The 16,356-nt window shown below is 62.2% G+C and carries 14 protein-coding genes; 3 read left to right on the top strand and 11 right to left on the bottom strand.

Annotated elements, in window-relative coordinates; all coding sequences use genetic code 11:
• Position 1: 1 nt before the first annotated feature.
• The 10 genes from trbG to NKK50_RS25570 all read right to left on the bottom strand — a co-directional run bounded on the left by trbG (position 2) and on the right by NKK50_RS25570 (position 10,398).
• Positions 2-1,030, bottom strand: coding sequence for a P-type conjugative transfer protein TrbG (gene trbG / locus NKK50_RS25525; protein WP_352544005.1), 1,029 nt, complete (start codon positions 1,028-1,030; stop codon positions 2-4).
• Entirely contained in the window at positions 1,020-1,751 is a 732-nt protein-coding gene (gene trbF, locus NKK50_RS25530) for a conjugal transfer protein TrbF (protein WP_023766656.1), read from the bottom strand. The genes trbG and trbF overlap by 11 nt, the downstream gene beginning before the upstream one ends.
• Positions 1,752-3,074: a P-type conjugative transfer protein TrbL gene (gene trbL, locus NKK50_RS25535; RefSeq protein ID WP_023766655.1), complete on the bottom strand. Its 1,323-nt coding sequence runs from the start codon at positions 3,072-3,074 to the stop codon at positions 1,752-1,754.
• A 36-nt stretch (positions 3,075-3,110) separates the two neighbouring features.
• Positions 3,111-3,836: a P-type conjugative transfer protein TrbJ gene (gene trbJ, locus NKK50_RS25540; protein WP_352544006.1), complete on the bottom strand. Its 726-nt coding sequence runs from the start codon at positions 3,834-3,836 to the stop codon at positions 3,111-3,113.
• Complete coding sequence (gene trbE / locus NKK50_RS25545) at positions 3,833-6,283, bottom strand: conjugal transfer protein TrbE (protein ID WP_352544007.1); 2,451 nt, start codon at positions 6,281-6,283, stop codon at positions 3,833-3,835. Before trbE ends, trbJ begins: the two co-directional genes overlap by 4 nt.
• Positions 6,277-6,549, bottom strand: coding sequence for a VirB3 family type IV secretion system protein (locus NKK50_RS25550; RefSeq protein ID WP_023689361.1), 273 nt, complete (start codon positions 6,547-6,549; stop codon positions 6,277-6,279). Before NKK50_RS25550 ends, trbE begins: the two co-directional genes overlap by 7 nt.
• A complete protein-coding gene (locus NKK50_RS25555) occupies positions 6,549-6,857 on the bottom strand; it encodes a TrbC/VirB2 family type IV secretion system protein (RefSeq protein ID WP_023689362.1) in 309 nt (102 codons plus the stop codon). Before NKK50_RS25555 ends, NKK50_RS25550 begins: the two co-directional genes overlap by 1 nt.
• A gap of 11 nt (positions 6,858-6,868) precedes the next feature.
• A complete protein-coding gene (trbB, locus tag NKK50_RS25560; protein WP_023689363.1) occupies positions 6,869-7,837 on the bottom strand; it encodes a P-type conjugative transfer ATPase TrbB in 969 nt (322 codons plus the stop codon).
• Positions 7,834-8,247, bottom strand: a complete 414-nt coding sequence (locus tag NKK50_RS25565; protein WP_352544008.1) for a CopG family transcriptional regulator — start codon at positions 8,245-8,247, stop codon at positions 7,834-7,836. Before NKK50_RS25565 ends, trbB begins: the two co-directional genes overlap by 4 nt.
• A gap of 120 nt (positions 8,248-8,367) precedes the next feature.
• Complete coding sequence (locus NKK50_RS25570; RefSeq protein ID WP_352544009.1) at positions 8,368-10,398, bottom strand: conjugal transfer protein TraG; 2,031 nt, start codon at positions 10,396-10,398, stop codon at positions 8,368-8,370.
• 848 nt (positions 10,399-11,246) lie between these two features.
• On the opposite strand from NKK50_RS25570, the gene NKK50_RS25575 reads away from it, so the two are divergent.
• A complete protein-coding gene (locus NKK50_RS25575) occupies positions 11,247-11,993 on the top strand; it encodes a hypothetical protein (RefSeq protein WP_352544010.1) in 747 nt (248 codons plus the stop codon).
• A gap of 158 nt (positions 11,994-12,151) precedes the next feature.
• Here NKK50_RS25575 and NKK50_RS25580 read toward each other — a convergent pair whose 3' ends face one another.
• On the bottom strand, positions 12,152-12,949 hold the full coding sequence (locus NKK50_RS25580; RefSeq protein ID WP_023772749.1) for a PAN domain-containing protein: 798 nt from the start codon (positions 12,947-12,949) through the stop codon (positions 12,152-12,154).
• A gap of 497 nt (positions 12,950-13,446) precedes the next feature.
• Here NKK50_RS25580 and NKK50_RS25585 point away from each other — a divergent pair, with 497 nt between their 5' ends.
• Positions 13,447-15,075 (top strand): S1C family serine protease, encoded by a 1,629-nt coding sequence (locus tag NKK50_RS25585; RefSeq protein WP_352544011.1) that lies wholly within the window; start codon positions 13,447-13,449, stop codon positions 15,073-15,075.
• On the top strand, positions 15,072-16,334 hold the full coding sequence (locus tag NKK50_RS25590) for a hypothetical protein (protein ID WP_352544012.1): 1,263 nt from the start codon (positions 15,072-15,074) through the stop codon (positions 16,332-16,334). The genes NKK50_RS25585 and NKK50_RS25590 overlap by 4 nt, the downstream gene beginning before the upstream one ends.
• Positions 16,335-16,356: the final 22 nt, after the last annotated feature.

Here is a 16,356-nt window from a genome sequence, read left to right on the forward strand (position 1 = left end):
CTTACCTGCCAAAACGCGAAAACAGCGAAACCCGCCGCGGCGGTTGCCGACCGTCGGTTCTCGTAATGCGCACCACCTGCTGCTGTTTGGTGCCCAGCCTTAGCTCGGCCGCAGCAAAGAGGCGATCGACGATGTAGTAGTTGGCGCGCATGCGATAGTTGACGAGCTGGTTGTCCCCGTCGGCTCCGACGATGAAGAGCGGCGGCGCCTCACCTTGGTCGATACGGCGCGGGAATTCGATATAGACCTTGCTGCCATCATCAAAGGCGCGCGTCGGTCTCCACGGTGGCGTGTCGCCGGCGATCGAATAGCGGAAGCGGATGTTTTCGAGTGCTACGTTCGAGGCCGCGGGCATTTCAGCCTCTGCCTGAGCGTTGCGCCGCCGAAGCGCCACGAGTTGGTCTTCGCTGTAAATCCAGGAGAGCGCCGCCATGGCAGTTTTCTCAGTGCTTTGAAGCTGCAGGTGATAGGATCGCCTGTCCGTCGTGATGACCAGATTGGTGGCAAGCCCCGGCGCGAATGGCTTCACCAGCACATGAGTGCGCTGGTCATCGCCTGAGCCACTAACGGTGTCACCGATTACCCAACGGACCGTATCGCCGGCTGAGACCGAGGTCAGCTTCTCGCCCCGCTGCAATGAGATATCGGTGACGCGCTCCGGCGCGGCGTAGAGCTGGTAGAGCGCGCCGTCGGCAAAGGGGTAAACCTGCACCGCATTGACATAGCCAAACTTGGTGGGTTGTTGCGTCGCCGCCTTGTTGGCATCGGCGACCTGTTCTTCCGGCGAGCGCTTATCTGGGGCGGGCTTGCCGGGTGCGGGCATCAACTGACCAGGCAACGGTAACGGTTTCGGCACTTCCACGACCTTGACCGGCTTCTCCGGCGCCTTCTCGATCGCGGCTGGTTTGAAGTCCTCGTGGTCATAGGAAATCTGAGGCGGCGGCACTGGCTTCGAGGCACAGGCCGAAAGAACCGCAACAGACGCCGACAGGATCAAGGCAGCACGAAGCAATGGGGCTCTATTTGTCATTGGCGGGCTCCTTAGGGGAAACGGGGGTTGGCGCGGCGCTGTCGAGCTCGCGCGACCAGTCGATGGCGTTGATGAAGACGCCGAGCGGGTTCTTGCGCAGCTGCTCGGTTGTCCTAGGCGGGCGGATGAGGATGGTGAGGATCCCGATCCAGCGCGTCGTGCTGGCGAGGCTGCCGCGCTCGAACACCTGCTCGGTCCATTTGACCTGGAACGAGCTGTCGGAAGCCCTGACCACGCTGGTCACCTGTACTGACACGCTGCGCGTGCCGATTTGGCCGAAAGGGTCGTTCGCCTTGGCATATTCGTTGAGGAAGAGCGCCGCTCGGTCGGTGGCAAAGTCGTAGGCCGACAGCCAATTCTGCCGCACCAGAACCGCATCGGTGGAAACCGAACGAACATTCTGGATGAAGCGGCTGAGATGCCAGGCGATCTGGGCATCGTCGGGCTGGTAGTTTTGGACTGCCGGCCCGACCGCGTGCGCCTCGCCAAAGCGGTCGACCTCGACGACATAAGGCACGACGCGGCCCTGCATCGACTGCCACAGAAGCCCACCGGAAAGCCCCGTCGTCAGAGCCAGGCAGCCAAAGGCCATGAAGCGCCAGTTCTTGGCCTGCACGCGCGCCGCGCCGATGCGCTCATCCCAGAGTTGGCTGGCCTTCTGGTAGGGTGTTACGGGTTCGGGCGTCTTTCCATAACGCTGAACGGGTCGCTTGAAGAGCATCTAGTCTTCCTTGTCATTGAGGGAGGGATTGGCGCCGCTTCCGCCCCGATCTCCATCGCGCACCGCCTGCGTGGCAGCATTGCGATGGGCGCGTGCGGTCTGTTCGGAACGCAGACGCCTTGCCCAGGCAGGCGCGGCCGCGGGAGCTATAACTGGAGAGCTTCCGCTCATCGAGCTGGTCGGCATGCCGCCGGTCGCGGTCCAGCCGGCATCGCGACCGGCGTCGGCACTACGGCGGAATGGTTCTGCTGCGGATCGCATTCCCCGCACCGCGGCGCCGCTAGCGGCACTCGCAACCCCCTGCAGCCCAGCAGCTACCCCGGACAGCCCGGACTCGGGCGATGTCGCGCGCCCCGTCTGCCAAGCGACGGTGGCAGCGGACCCCATAGCGGCGCCGGCACGGACTGCGGCGAGGCCGCCGCCTGTTGCCATGCGCGCGCCGGCAAACGCAGCGCCTCCGGCAACGAGCGTTGATCCAGCTGCGGCCGCCGTTGTTCCAAGTGCCGCGCCGGCGCCAAGCTGCGGCGCGCCGGAAACAAGACCCGAGGCAATCCCGGGGCCGAAAATGCCGAGCCCAAGCAGCGCCAGTGCACCCAGTACCTGAGACATGGCCGCCGCCAGGTCCGGCTCCTGGCCCTGCAGGGCGGAAGCGAACTCGCCAAAGAGCGTGGAGCCGATGCCGACGATGACGGCAAGCACCATCACCTTGATGCCCGACGAAATCACATTGCCGAGCACGCGCTCGGCCAGAAACGCCGAGCGGTTCCAGAGCGCGAAGGGCACCAGGACGAAGCCGGCCAGCGTGGTGAGCTTGAACTCGAGGATGGTGATGAAGAGCTGGATGGAAAGAATGAAGAAGGCGATGAGGACCAGGAACCAGGCCAGAAGCAGCACGAAGATGGTGAGCGCGTTACCGAAGATCTCGGGGAAGCCTACTAGCTGGCTCGCTTGATTGAGGAGCGGCCAGGCGCCCTCGAAGCCGGCCGCGGCAATGCGGCCTGGCCGCAGGAGACTGTCGGCGGACAGGTTGCCGGGCGATGCGTTGATGCCGAGACCGGCAAAGGAGCGGTAAATTATGTCGGCGAGGTTCTTGAAATTGTTCAGGACGAAGGCGAAGGCGCCGACATAGAGCACTTTGCGAACAAGCCGGCCAAGTATGTTGGGCTCGCCGCCGAACGCCCAGACCAAGCCCGCGAGCGTGATGTCAATGCCGATCAGAATGGTGGTGAGAAAGGCGACGTCGCCCGAAAGCAGACCGAACCCACTGTCAATGTAGCGGGTAAAGGTCTCCATGAAGCGATCGATGACTCCGAGGTCGTTCATGTCGCCGCCTTCCTCGTTGTCTTGAAGAACTGCCGCTCAGTTGCCGGGATAAGCCGTGCCGGTGCCCAGGAAACGCTTCGTCGTCTCGCGAGCGGCTTCCTCAGACTGCGCCTTGCGCGCCGCATCCTCGGCCTCGGCCCGGAACTGGGTCGCAAGCAGCGTCTGGACCTGCATCTGCTGCTTGGTCGAAAGCGCGATCAGCTGATTGGTGGCCTGGCTTGCCTCGAGGGCACCTGCCGCGCCCTGACTGCGATTGACGAGGTCGGTAAGCAGGTCGCCATCGGCCTGCACGTTCTCGACGATCTGCGACTGCGCGCTCATGGTCTGGCGGAACGCCTGCATGGCGCTCTGCCAGCGCTCGCGCGCGGCGCTCGCCACATCGCTGACCTTGATGGTGGCGTCGTAGCTTTCCGGATATTGCTGGCGCCACTGGTCCTGCAGCTTGTCGAGATCGAAGCTCAGGCCGCTCGCCTGGGTCATCAGACCGTCAATCCGTTGGAGCGAGCCGGTAAGCTGGCCCACGGAAGAGAAATCCAGGCGCTGAAGGTTGCGCGCCATGTTCTGCAGCATGGTCGCCTGGTTCTGAAGCGACTGGATTTGGTTGTTGATCTGCTCCAATGCGCGTGCTGCCGACAGCACATTCTGCGTATAGTTGGACGGGTCAAACACGATGAGCGCATAGGCCGGCTGGACGTAGTCAGCCATCGGTTTGGCAATCAGGGAAACGGTGACCAGGCTAGTAAAAAGGCGGCGTCCGATCATGACGATTGCTCCTTGTTAGGTTGAGGAAATTGCTGGAGAAGCTCGGCAGCCCAATCCAGGCCGCGCGCACTGAAGAAACGGGCGGCAAAGCTGCCCTGCCCTTCTTCGGAAAGAATATTGTCGATCAGGGTCTGCGCGGCCGGGTCGGAGGCGCCGCAAAGCGCAAGAGCGATCGGGCCTAGCCCGAGCTCGAAGAGGCGATTGCCGCGGCGCGACTGCAGATAGTAGTGGCGCTTCGGCGTGGCGCGGGCGACCAATTCGATCTGTCGCTCATTAAGACCGAAGCGCTCATAGGCTGCCCGTGCCTGCGGCTCCACCGCACGATCATTGGGGAGAAAAATGCGCTGCGGGCAGCTCTCGATGATTGCGGGTGCGATAGAAGAGCCGGCGATGTCGGCAAGCGACTGCGTCGCGAAGATGACGGAGACGTTTTTCTTACGCAGCACCTTAAGCCATTCGCGGATGCGGGCGGCAAAGAGCGGGTTGTCGAGATAGACCCAGGCCTCGTCGAGCATGAGCAGCGTCGGCCGCCCGTCAAACCGGTCCTCAAGACGATGGAACAGATAGGTGAGCACAGGCAGCACAGCGCCTTGGCTGTGCATCAGCTCCTGGGTTTCGAAACACTGCACATCCGAGATGGCCAGCCGGTCGTCATCGGCATCGAGCAGGCGGCCGAATGGTCCGTCGAGCGTGTAGGGCATCAATGCCGATTTGAGCGCATTGGACTGAAGCAGGACCGACAGGCCAGTCAGCGTGCGTTCCTGCGCCGGCGCGGTGGCGAGGCTGGTGAGCGCCGACCAGATTGCCTCCTTCACCTCCGGGGTGACGGTGACATTCTCGTGGGCAATGAGGCCGGCGATCCATTCGGCCGCCCAGCTCTGTGTGGCCGGGTCGTCGATGTGGCGCAGCGGTTGGAAACCAAGCGCACCATTCGCACCCAACGCATGGTGGTCGCCGCCCATGGCAAGCGCGGCGGCGCGGGCCGAATTGCCTTTGTCGAAGACATAGATTTGCGCGCCAGCGTAGCGCCGGAACTGCAAAGCGATCAGGGCAAGCAGAACCGACTTGCCGGCACCGGTCGGCCCGACAATCAGCATGTGGCCGACATCGCCGATATGGGTCGAAAGCCGAAACGGCGTCGAGCCGCTGGTTTCGGCGAAAAGAAGCGGCGGAGCGTAATCGCCGGTGACCTCGGCAAGGTGCTCGTTCTCCGCTGGACCTGCCCACACGGACGACAGCGGCACGAGATGGGCAAGGTTAAGCGTGTGAACGAGCGGCTGGCGAACGTTGGCGTAGACATGACCCGGCAATGAACCAAGCCACGCTTCGACGGCATTGATGCTTTCGCGAATGGTGGTGAAGCCGAGCCCGTTGACGATCCGCTCGACGGCGCGAAGCTTTTCCGCGGCGGCTTTACGGTTCTGATCCCACACCGTCACCGTTGTGGTGAGATAGCCGAAGCCGACATGATCGCCGCCCAATGCCTGCAGTGCTGCATCGGCATCGAGCGCCTTGTTGTCGGCGTCGCTGTCGACGAGAGGCACCGGTTCGTTGGTCACCACCTCGCGCAGAATAGCCGCGATCGATTTGCGCTTGGCAAACCACTGCCGGCGGAGCCGAGTCAGCGTCTTCGTGGCTTCCGCCTTGTCGAGTGGAATGAAGCGCGTCACCCAGCGATAGGCGAAATCCTGGTTATTGAGCGCATCAAGGATTCCTGGCCGGGTGACGTTCGGAAAGCCGAGAACTGTGAGCGTGCGCAGATGCTGCTCGCCCAGCATCGGCTCTAGGCCGCCGGTCAGCGGCGCGTCAACCAGGACGCCGTCGAGATACATTGGCGTTTCCGGCACGGCGACCGGATGACGGCGTGTCGAGATCGTGCCGTGCAGGTACGTCAGGGTCTCGGCATCGTCGAGCGCGCGCACCTCGGGCATGAAGCCCGAAAGAAGATCGAGAACACGGTCAGTCTCGTCTCGGAACCGGGCAAGCTCCTGGCGCCAGTCTCTTTCCCCTCCCAAGTCATGCGAGTCGACGAGAGCACTTTCCGCGCGCGCTTGGCCATCGGGCCCAGGCATGAAGACCAAGGTCAGATGATAGATGCTCTCGAAATGCGCGACCTTGCCCTCGAAGGCCGCGCGCCGTTCCTCATCGATCAGCCATGAGGCAGCATCGGGAAGCGCCGAGCTCGGATAGCCCAGCGCTTCGCTGCGCTCGGCCTCGAAGAATAATGCCCAGCCGGAGCCGAGCCTTCTCAGCGCATTGTTTGCCCGCGCACATATGCCGATAAGTTCGGCCTCCGTCGCGCTTTCAAGGTCGGGGCCACGAAACCGCAATGTCCGCTGGGAGCTGCCATCCTTGTTGAGCACGATGCCGGGCGCGACGAGTGCTGCCCACGGCAGATGGTCGGCAAGCCGGTCGGCTTTGCCGCGGTATTCGGAAAGCTTCAGCATGCAAGCCAGCCCTTTTGACGAAGATGACGGACAAGCACGCTGGCAAAATCCGGATCACGCCGTGCGGCAAAGACCGCGAGCGTGTGGCCGGCGATCCAGAGGATCAGACCGGCAATCCACTGCTGCAGGCCTAGGCCGATGGCCGCGGCCACCGTGCCATTGAGGATCGCCACCGCCCGCGGCGCGCCGCCGAGCAGGATCGGCTCGGTGAGCGCCCGATGGACCAGAACCTCGAAGCCTTCGATATGCTGCTCTCCGGTGCTCATCAGACGACTGCCCCGCCGCCAAAGGAGAAGAAGGAAAGAAAGAAGCTCGAAGCCGCGAAGGCGATCGACAGGCCGAAGACGATTTGGATCAGCCGGCGGAAACCGCCCGCCGTGTCGCCGAAGGCAAGGGTCAGGCCGGTGGTGATGATGATGATCACCGCGATGATCTTGGCGACCGGTCCCTGCACCGATTCCAGAATCTGCTGAAGCGGCTGTTCCCACGGCATGCCGGAGCCGGCAGCGTGGGCCTGGGCCGTGAGAAGAAGCGCGACGGCGGCGAACGAAAGAAAGCGAAGCTTCTTGCGCATGAGGTGACCTTTCAGAGCTGCTGGAGTTGCGGAAGTGTGAGCGGGGTGACGGCGTAATCGCCGCTGCCGTCGAGACCCGTGACCTCGGCGATCGCGTCAACGCGGCGCGCGGGTCCTCTTCCGGCAATAAAGATGACCAAATCGACGGCATCGGCGATCAGCCGGCGGGGAACGGTGACAACGGCTTCCTGGGCGAGCTGCTCAATACGATAGAGTGCGGAGCGTGCCGAATTGGCGTGAACCGTGGCAATGCCGCCGGGATGTCCGGTGTTCCATGCCTTCAGCATATCGAGCGCTTCCGCGCCTCTGACTTCGCCGACGATGATGCGGTCGGGCCTCAGCCGTAAGGTCGAGCGTACGAGATCGGCGAGTGTGATGGAGCCTCGCCTCGTCCTCATGGCAACGCAGTCCTTGGCCGCGCATTGCAGCTCGCGGGTGTCCTCAATCAGGATCACCCGCTCATCGCATTCGGCGACTTCTGCCAGTAGAGCATTGGTAAGTGTCGTTTTGCCCGACGATGTGCCGCCGGCGACCAGGATGTTGCGCCGCTCGCGCACTGCCTTCCTCAGGGCATCAGCCTGCAGCGGGAGCATGACGCGATCGGCGACGTAGTTGGCCAGCGTGTAGAGTTTTGCCGCCGGTTTGCGGATGGCGAAGCATGGCGCCAGCACGACCGGCGGTAGCAGACCCTCGAAGCGCTCGCCTGATGGCAATTCGGCACTGACAATCGGACTATCTGCATGCGCCTCGGCGCGTACATGGGAGGCGACGAGCCGGATGATGCGTTCCGCCTCGGAAGGATGCATATGCACGCCTGTATCGACCCGGCCTTCTCCCAACCGGTCGAGCCTCAACGTGCCGTCGGGATTGACCATCACCTCGATGACGGTCGAATCGGAAAGGGCCTCGGTGATCGCGGCGCCCATGGCTGTGCGCAGCATGGCTCGGCGGCGGTGGTCGGCTGCGGGATGAGAGTTCATCCTTCGCCTCCGTTGCCATTGCCGTAACCAAGCGAGCGCTTCCCGGAGGCTATCTGGCGACCGACCTGCTCGACGAATTTGTCAAAGCGCTCTTGGGCGATCGCCTGTGTCGCCCGATCCGGAATTGGCGTGTGGGCATGAAGCGTGATTGAAAAGCGGATTAAGAGCGCCAGGCTCTCCAGAGTTATTTCGGCGTCGCGCCTGACATGGTCGAGATCGCGGGAAAGACGGTCCAGCCGGTTGCCGTAGCGCTGGTCGAGCTCGTTTTCACCACGCCGTTCGATGAAGGCCTCGACCGCTTTCGCGACGATTGCCGATTTCGTGGTCGACGGGTTGCGGCTGAGGGTTTCCAGCTTCTCGCTCAATTCGGGTTCGAGCAGAAACTGGTGGCGAATGCGATGGGGCTTCATACGTCTCGTTCCGACTGGCCGGCGCTGATGCGCCGGCGGTGCGAACGAACATCGCCGAAATCCGCAAAATCGCTTATGGGCGTTATCTACGCCGAGATACGCCTCAGTTGCGGAAAGCGTTCAGAAGCCGGGGATGATGTCCTTGTCTTCGCCCCTTCCCTCGTTGAGGCCGTAGGCGCTCGCCGCGGTAGAAACCCGGTCCATGACGCGCTTGTCTGCGAGTGCCTCGGCGTCATCGTCCGACAGATTGAAGAGGTCATCCTGATCAGGCTCCCGAGAGACGACGACGTGTTCTTCAGGCAGGCCGGGATGACGCTGCTGTTGCACGCCGCTCCCTTCTTCGATTGCCGCGCCGGCGTGTTCGTCATCGGCAGCGAGACGGCGGTCAACACTGCGGACTTGTCCGCTCCAATCGTCGGGGCGCGACGTAGGACAGTCCGCGTACAGACCCTCCCGCAACACCGGCGCCGGCAGCACCCGTTCGGTGAAATTCGGATCCTGGTAATAGCGCAACTTCTGGGCGCGGATCGGCGGCAACCCGGAAACAAGGATTAATTCGTCAGCTTGCGGCAACTGCATCACTTCGCCAGGCGTCAGCAGCGGGCGAGCAGTCTCCTGGCGACTGACCATGACGTGCGAAAGCCAGGGAGCCAGCCGGTGGCCGGCGTAGTTGCGCATGGACCTGAGTTCCGTCGCCGTACCGAGCGCATCCGATATGCGTTTGGCCGTGCGCTCGTCGTTGGAGGAAAAGGCAATGCGCACATGGCAATTGTCGAGAATGGCGTTGTTCTCGCCATAGGCTTTGGAGATCTGGTTCAAGGATTGCGCGATCAGATAGGCGCGGATGCCGTAACCCGCCATGAAGGCGAGCGCGGTCTCGAAGAAGTCGAGGCGACCAAGAGCCGGAAATTCGTCTAGCATCATGAGCAGTTGGTACTTGCGGCTTTTCTTCGGGTCACCTTCCAGCCGCTCCGTCAGTCGCCTGCCGATCTGATTGAGCACCAGTCGCACCAGTGGCTTGGTGCGCGAAATATCCGATGGCGGCACCACTAGATAGAGCGACATCGGTCGTTCCGCATCCATGAGGTCGGCAATGCGCCAGTCGCAGGCCGATGTTGCCGAGGCAACCGTCGGATCACGATAGAGCCCGAGAAACGACATTGCGGTCGAGAGAACGCCAGAACGCTCGTTCTCTGACTTGTTCAGCACCTCGCGAGCCGCCGAGGCCACGACGGGATGGACCCGAGGTGTGTCCGCCGTGCCGAGGTGGTTGGTGGTCATCATCCGCAGCAGTGTCGCGGCAAACGAGCGTTGCGGATCCGACAGGAAAGTGGCGACGCGCGCGAGCGTCTTTTCTTCTTCCGCGTAGAGCACGTGCAAGATGGCCCCGACCAAGAGTGAATGACTAGTCTTCTCCCAATGATTCCGCCGCTCCAGCGCGCCTTCCGGATCGACGAGAATGTCGGCGATGTTCTGAACGTCGCGGACCTCATCTGAGCCCCTGCGCACTTCCAGCAGCGGGTTGTACCGCGCCGACCTTGGATCGGTCGGGTTGAACAAAAGGGAGTACGAGAACTTCGACCGCCAGCCGGAGGTCAGCTGCCAGTTCTCGCCTTTGATGTCGTGAATGACGGCCGAGCCGGTCCAGGAAAGAAGAGTTGGAACGACCAATCCGACGCCCTTGCCCGAACGTGTCGGCGCAAAGGCCATGACGTGTTCCGGCCCGTCATGGCGCAGATAGTGATCCTTCAGTTTGCCAAGGAAAACGCCGGTCGGCTGAAACAGGCCTGCTTTCTCGATTTCCCGAGCCGCGGCCCATCGTGAGGAGCCATAGGTGGTGACCAACCCCCTCTGCCGCGCGCGCCAGAGGGAGCCAGCTATTGCGGCCGCACAGCCCAGGAACCCGCTGGCTCCGGCAAGCATGCCGGCCTTGTCGAAGACCCCAGGGGCGTAGGCGTCGAATTGAAACCACCATTCGAACAGTTTCCACGGCTTGTAGATCGGCCAGGCCGCCGCGACAAACCATGGCGCGCCAAGCTGCGGCTGATTATCCAGCATGTGGGCGCACCATTGAGTCGCTGTCCATACGCCGAGGATGACGATGGCGAATACAACTACGATCTGACCGACAAGGAGCTTCGTCGGTGTCATGGGCGCAGCCTCCGAGGTTTGTTAAACGGAAGCAGCATGGCGTGACGTTTCAGAGTATCGAAGATACCCAATATACGCGCCCCTGCGATCCTGCGAACGTTGCAGGCTTGGACGGTTGGGTTCGCCAAGAAATGTCATCGCGAGGTGACCAGCGAATGACTTGTATGGGGCCGGCAGCTGACTGGCAGCTTTTGGGCTGAAGTCGTGAATAGGCGGACGTTTCGCTGCCGTCCCATTGACGACGTTCGTGTCTGGTCATGGGAGCGGGCGAGCTCCTCCCGTCGCCGGCCATCACTTCAGATCATCAATTTGCGCCGTTAAGGTTCCACTCTGTCGTCCGGGATGCCTAGCAGGTGACAGTGCCACGAAAGCTGACATACCAGGTCGCAAGCAATCGAGGCCTGGTTTCCCCTGATCTAAGGTAATCTTAACTGGTATGCGTTGAACGATGCGGGTGAAATTGCGGGTCGCGTTGTCTGCCGGTAGGAGTGCAAACTGTGCCTCGCTGGCTGGCGACAAGCTCTCAATGCGCCCCTCCCGGGGACGGCATCGACTGATACTGCAATCCTGTCGCCAATGCACAACGCGGCAATCTGTGTCTCCTTGAAAATTAGCCACGACCCAGACGCTCCGAGGCACGACGGCGACCAACAGTGCCTGCGCGCACATGCTGCCCGACTCTTGCCTGGCGTTCGCCGAACCAGCCGTCACGCGGCGAGGTTATGATGCGCATCGAGCATTTGGCGACGATCTTGCAAAGAACGAGGGTTAAAAACACTCGGTCATGTATCGGTTGAACGACGCCATGAATGAATGCCATATGGCGTTGGCTTTGTTGGGAGCGAACTATGAAATATCTTGGGGCAACCGCATTGGTTTTCTACGGTATCGTTGCGGTCAGCGGAGCGCAGGCCGCCTGCTACGACATCTCAAAAGGGCAGCCATCGCAGCTGAGCGGCCAACTCGATCGTCGGATACTTCCCGGGCCGCCGAACTACAAAGACGTGCAGGCAGGAGATCAGCCCGAGCCGACTTACCTACTGGAACTGGATGCCGACATCTGCCTTGAGGGCGCGGACTTTGCTGATCCCGCATCCAGTTTCCGCGAGGTTCACGTCGTGCCGGTGGGCGGTATGGAAAGCGCCATGGCATCGTTGATCGGACGCCGCGTGACTGTCGGCGTCGTTGATCGATGGGCTGCAAATAACGCAAATCACCGAGCCCCGCTCATGGCCGTTGTCGGGAGCATCGCGCCTGAAGAGGACATCACTGACCAATACGGCACTGCCGCGACTGTCGTGCGGGCGTTTTATCTGGCCCTCGGCACTGGGGACGGCAAGGAGGCGGCGCGGTTTGTAGTTCCAGAAAAGAGCGCCAAGGGTCCTCTCTCCGCAGCCGCCCTGAGTGGCTTCTACGGAGGGATGCAGGCGCCGCTTAAGCTTCTCGGCATCCAAGCGAAGGCAGAAGACTTGTTCTTCGTCAGCTATGCGTTCAGGAAGGGTGCGACGACATGCACTGGCCGCGCCGAAGTGAGGACAGTGAATGAGGGCGGCAAGGACTACATCGAAGGCATAAAAGCACTCGATGGCTGCTGATACGATCGAGCCGTTGAAGTGTCCATCTGGTGGGGCTTACCTTCGCATATTAGCGTCGAAGGGTCTTGGGACATCCCGATCACGATATTTTCGCTTATCCCAACGGCATTCGGTTCGGATTTCGCCGCGCTGCCAGTCCCGCAGTGAAGCCGAGGCATTCACTCGTGACTAAGCCATATATCGATGCGGTAGCGGTCAGAACCTTGCATGGGCAATAGACCGTCCGCGCGCGTTCCCACTCCTGCAGCACGAAGGATCGGACGCATCTCCTCCAGCACCGCTCCAATTCTCCATTCCTCGGCGCTCGGCGAGGCATAGCCAACGGCCTTGGGCACCAGCGCACATTGCGGTGTGGTATTCCTGTCAAACTGTTCAATTCTGCCCGGAATAACGCGCAACGATTCAAAAACATATCCGTTGATGGAACTGCGAAGTGAGGCCGCATCGACCGGGGCTCCGCTGCAGACATTGATATAGACCCAGCCTATCGGCCTCGGATCGCCGGGAATCGATCGATAACTCACCTTGCGGCCACTGATGTCTGGCGGCTCCGAGCGCACAACTGCGGGTTTCGGCTGGACGGCGGAAGGCGCCTCGGGTGGGTTTGAGGGAGGACGATAGCCGGCGATCAGGTTCCGCGTGGCTGCCGTCGAAAGCCGATTTTGGCTGGCGGAGCCTACGCTCGCCAAAAGCCGACAAACGCCGCCCTCGGTCGAGTGGTCAAACCCAACGCAGCCCGAACGCGAGGTGCAAAGGGAACGACACGCCTCCAAGGGTGCGATGACCTGCGCGCTGACGAACCCGTTCAGTGAGGTCCCGGGATAGTCGAAGAACACTGCCGTGGTTTGCGCGCCGATCGGTTGAATGCCGACTAGAAGGACGAGAGCTGCCAGAGACGACCCGGCGACTCCGAGCACGAACTCTTGGAATCCGCAGCGAAAAAGATGCGCAAACATGTTTCCCCCAGCCGCTGTTATTCTGTTTCAAGTGGACTTGATCGCCAAGTCAGCGAAGTTCGCCGGCTTGATGTCATGACTGGCGACGTGAAGGGTCGAACTAGACGGCCAGCCAGGATTCTCATGACAGGTCGCGATCTTTCCTGTTGCCCCATTTTTCTTTGCCGTAGGCAATGCCCCTTTTTGGGCTCGGCAATACCAGCCCGGCGCGACCGTAATTCTCCAGAATTTGCATTTCCAGCCCTAAATGGGGGATGCGCACCGCGAAATTGGAATCAAGATAGAAACTGTCGCCAAGACGTGAAATAGGCTGCGAGCCCGCTACAGGTTAAGCATCTGAGTCGAATCTACTTGAGGGCTCGTTGACACTGCGTTTTTTACGTCGAAATATGCGGCCGGGGACGCCGCATGGTTAACGATTTATTGCGGCAAGGGGAAGGTGCCTAATGGCTCGGGGGGGCAATGTCCACTTCGTTCGTTCAACGTCCGCGCGTGCCGTGGACGTGTTGGCTGTCGCAGGGAAACCGCTATGGCGCGACTGCGAAACGGCATTCGCCCGCATAGATGAACTGTGCGGGGACAACACCTCGCGGCTGTTCGCGGAACCGAACGCCAAGGAGCAGGAGGGCGGCCGCCTGGTCGTGGCGTGGTTCAGCAGCTTCGACGACGAGCCGAAGCAGCTGGGCGAACTCGATCGGGGAAAACGGTCGCGGATCGAGTCGAACTTGGCCGCGCGGATCGAGGCGCTTCGACCAGCCCTGGCGGACCGGGAAATCGGCGGGACCGTTGGGGCGATGCTCAATGTCGCGGACGAAGCCTCTATCGTCGCCGTCGGCGAGAACGCCGTCCTCACGAATTGGGGAGTGCTGCCGGAGGAAGCCCGCTCCTCCCGCGCCGCATTCGTGCGGCACAGCGAGAAGACAATTGGCCCCTACCTTCCAAGCGGCATGTCCCCCCGGGTGCCTGGTCAGGCGTGGGCTGCCCTGGGAGGTTTCGCCACTGCCGGACTGTCTCCCCCGCGGCGCGTGATTGCACCCGAGGCCACCGCAGCATCCACGCAAGAGGCTCAATCAACGGCGCCAGCTCGACACAAACAGTCTTGGCTTTGGCCCATAGCTGCCCTTTCGTTGGTGTTCGCCGCCTGCCTGATCTACGCGGCCTCGCCGGGCAACCTCGTTTATCCGGAAGCGCTCCCGCCGCCACCGACAGCTCCACTCGTGAACAACGAGGAGGTCAACCGGAGCCTTGAAGAGCGAATCGGCAAAATGAAAAGGGAGCTCGCAAAGGCTGCATGCGAGGCAGATTCATCTGTTCTCGGTCCGCCGCTCCATGAGTCCGGCGGTGGAACAGAAAACGGCGCGTCAGGAGCCGCCCGCGGGCAGGCGCCTGCCCCCGGCTCACCGCATTCGCTTCTCGCCGCCCTGGACTCGGCGACGGTCCTCGTGCTCGCACCCTCGGCGGACTCGCTCAGCACTGGAAGCGGGTTCTTCGTGAGCCAGAGGGAAATCCTCACCAACAACCACGTTGTCGAGGGCGCCGGGGAGACGGTATTCGTCGCCAGCAAGGCACTCGGGGGTGCGGTTCCCGCCCGTGTCGTTGCAAGATCCGCAAGCAGCGAGACTGGAAATCCGGACTTTGCCCTCCTTCGGGTGGATGATGCCCCCAGCACTGTGAGGCCCCTGCACCTTTCTACGGAAATCGCGAGGCTGGACAGCGTCATCGCGGGGGGCTTTCCGTCCTTCGTGATGTCGATGGACAGCACTTATCGAGCGATCCTCAATGGCGACACCACGGGGCTTGCCAATCTTGAGATGGTCGTCACGCAGGGCAACGTCATGGCCATGCCTCAGGGCGGGGCGGCAAAGGTCATTACCCATTCCGCGAACATTTCCCCCGGCAACAGCGGAGGTCCCCTTTCGGACGCCTGCGGCCGGGCGGTCGGAGTCAACACCTTCATAGTCCTCGACGGGGAGAATGTTCAGAAGCTGAACTTCTCCCTCGGCGCGAGCGACGCCATCCGGTTCCTGTCAGCCAACGGCGTGACGGTGGCCGTCGCCGATCAGCCGTGTAATCCGGCCACGGGAATAGCCGCGGCCGCAGGGCCAACGGAAGGCCCTGTCAAATGAGCCAGTTCGTCGCCACCACGACCCTCAGCCTGATGCGTTCCCTCGGGTCGACCGCGGAGCGCTCGGTCCATAGGCTTCAAGCCGTGCTCGGACGGGAATTCCCCGGGGGCATCGGGCTCGAGTTGGCCGAACCGGTACCGCGCAAGGACGGCTCTGGGATCGACTGGTATACCGAGCGCGACGAGCCTCTTGTCCGGCTGACGGATCTCCCGCCCGAAACGGCGTCCGTCTACAAGGCGCAGCTCGACCAATCCGTCCGCGCAGTTCTTCGTGCGGCCGCCGCGCATGAGGCTCGCACCGACCCGGCAGCCCGCTCGACGGCTACTGCGCTGCGCAACGCGGTGACATTCCCCGACGACGAGAACGTATGGGTTTCCGGCGGCTCCGACGGGAGCGACGGAGTGCTCGTCCTTACGGCATGGGGTTACGAAAAACATGACGCGGAAACCAGCGGCAAGGGACAGATTGCTGAAGTCGCCCGGGACCGCCCGCCGACGGCTTCTGTTGCGGACACAGCAACGGAGCGGCCCGTGCGATCTGCTGGACCTGCCTGGTGGCAGTCGGTCGCCCGCAGGCTTCTTTGGCTTGTTCCCGTAGCACTCGCGGGGGCGACCGCGTGGCTGCTGCTCCCCGCTTGCGGCTTGGTCCTTCCGTTCGGAGTCACCGCATTTGGAAAGGGCGGAGGCGCTTACTGCGCCCTTGCGCCGCCGCAGCCGACTGTCGACCAGAGCAGCTTGCGCACGCGGGAACTCATGTCGGAAGAAGCTGTCATCGAGGAGCAGCTGCGGCGGCACCTGAACTCGTGCCAGCCCCCCGCTCCGGCGCCAAGGGCCGAGCAGACTGACCCAGCACAGGAAGCAGACAATCGCGTCGAAAACGCAGGCGGTGCGGAAGGCCAGACGCAGGTGACGCTCATCTGGAACAACCGGACCGACCTGGACCTCTTCGTGAAGTGCCCGGACGGCGGAATGGTGCTTCTGGACGGACAGCCGAAATGCGGGGGCGTGCACGACATCGACATGAATCTCAATGGAGAGAGCACCAAGCCGGTCGAACACATAACGTGGGCGAGCAAGCCACCGCCCGGACACTACGAGGTCTACCTGAGAATGTTCAACAAGCGCGGAGATCCTGCCCGGCGGACGGATTTCAACGTCATCCTCAAGAAGGGTGACGCCACGCAAAGCTACCCGGGCAGCGTGACTGAAGAGTCTCACGCCGCGACGCAGATGAAAGTCACGGAGTTCAATGTTCCATGACTGCAGCAAGCCGCCACCAGCC

This window comes from Mesorhizobium sp. M0001, assembly GCF_040324255.1.
Lineage (GTDB): Bacteria > Pseudomonadota > Alphaproteobacteria > Rhizobiales > Rhizobiaceae > Mesorhizobium.

Excerpts from the sequence above, each read along its gene's own strand:
- NKK50_RS25565 (WP_352544008.1), bottom strand. The coding sequence starts at position 8,247 with ATGAAGCCCCATCGCATTCGCCACCAGTTTCTGCTCGAACCCGAATTG.
- trbE (WP_352544007.1), bottom strand. The coding sequence starts at position 6,283 with ATGCTGAAGCTTTCCGAATACCGCGGCAAAGCCGACCGGCTTGCCGAC.
- NKK50_RS25590 (WP_352544012.1), top strand. The coding sequence starts at position 15,072 with ATGAGCCAGTTCGTCGCCACCACGACCCTCAGCCTGATGCGTTCCCTC.
- NKK50_RS25575 (WP_352544010.1), top strand. The coding sequence starts at position 11,247 with ATGAAATATCTTGGGGCAACCGCATTGGTTTTCTACGGTATCGTTGCG.
- NKK50_RS25550 (WP_023689361.1), bottom strand. The coding sequence starts at position 6,549 with ATGAGCACCGGAGAGCAGCATATCGAAGGCTTCGAGGTTCTGGTCCAT.
- trbG (WP_352544005.1), bottom strand. The coding sequence starts at position 1,030 with ATGACAAATAGAGCCCCATTGCTTCGTGCTGCCTTGATCCTGTCGGCG.
- NKK50_RS25580 (WP_023772749.1), bottom strand. The coding sequence starts at position 12,949 with ATGTTTGCGCATCTTTTTCGCTGCGGATTCCAAGAGTTCGTGCTCGGA.
- trbB (WP_023689363.1), bottom strand. The coding sequence starts at position 7,837 with ATGAACTCTCATCCCGCAGCCGACCACCGCCGCCGAGCCATGCTGCGC.
- trbJ (WP_352544006.1), bottom strand. The coding sequence starts at position 3,836 with ATGATCGGACGCCGCCTTTTTACTAGCCTGGTCACCGTTTCCCTGATT.
- trbF (WP_023766656.1), bottom strand. The coding sequence starts at position 1,751 with ATGCTCTTCAAGCGACCCGTTCAGCGTTATGGAAAGACGCCCGAACCC.
- trbL (WP_023766655.1), bottom strand. The coding sequence starts at position 3,074 with ATGAACGACCTCGGAGTCATCGATCGCTTCATGGAGACCTTTACCCGC.
- NKK50_RS25555 (WP_023689362.1), bottom strand. The coding sequence starts at position 6,857 with ATGCGCAAGAAGCTTCGCTTTCTTTCGTTCGCCGCCGTCGCGCTTCTT.
- NKK50_RS25570 (WP_352544009.1), bottom strand. The coding sequence starts at position 10,398 with ATGACACCGACGAAGCTCCTTGTCGGTCAGATCGTAGTTGTATTCGCC.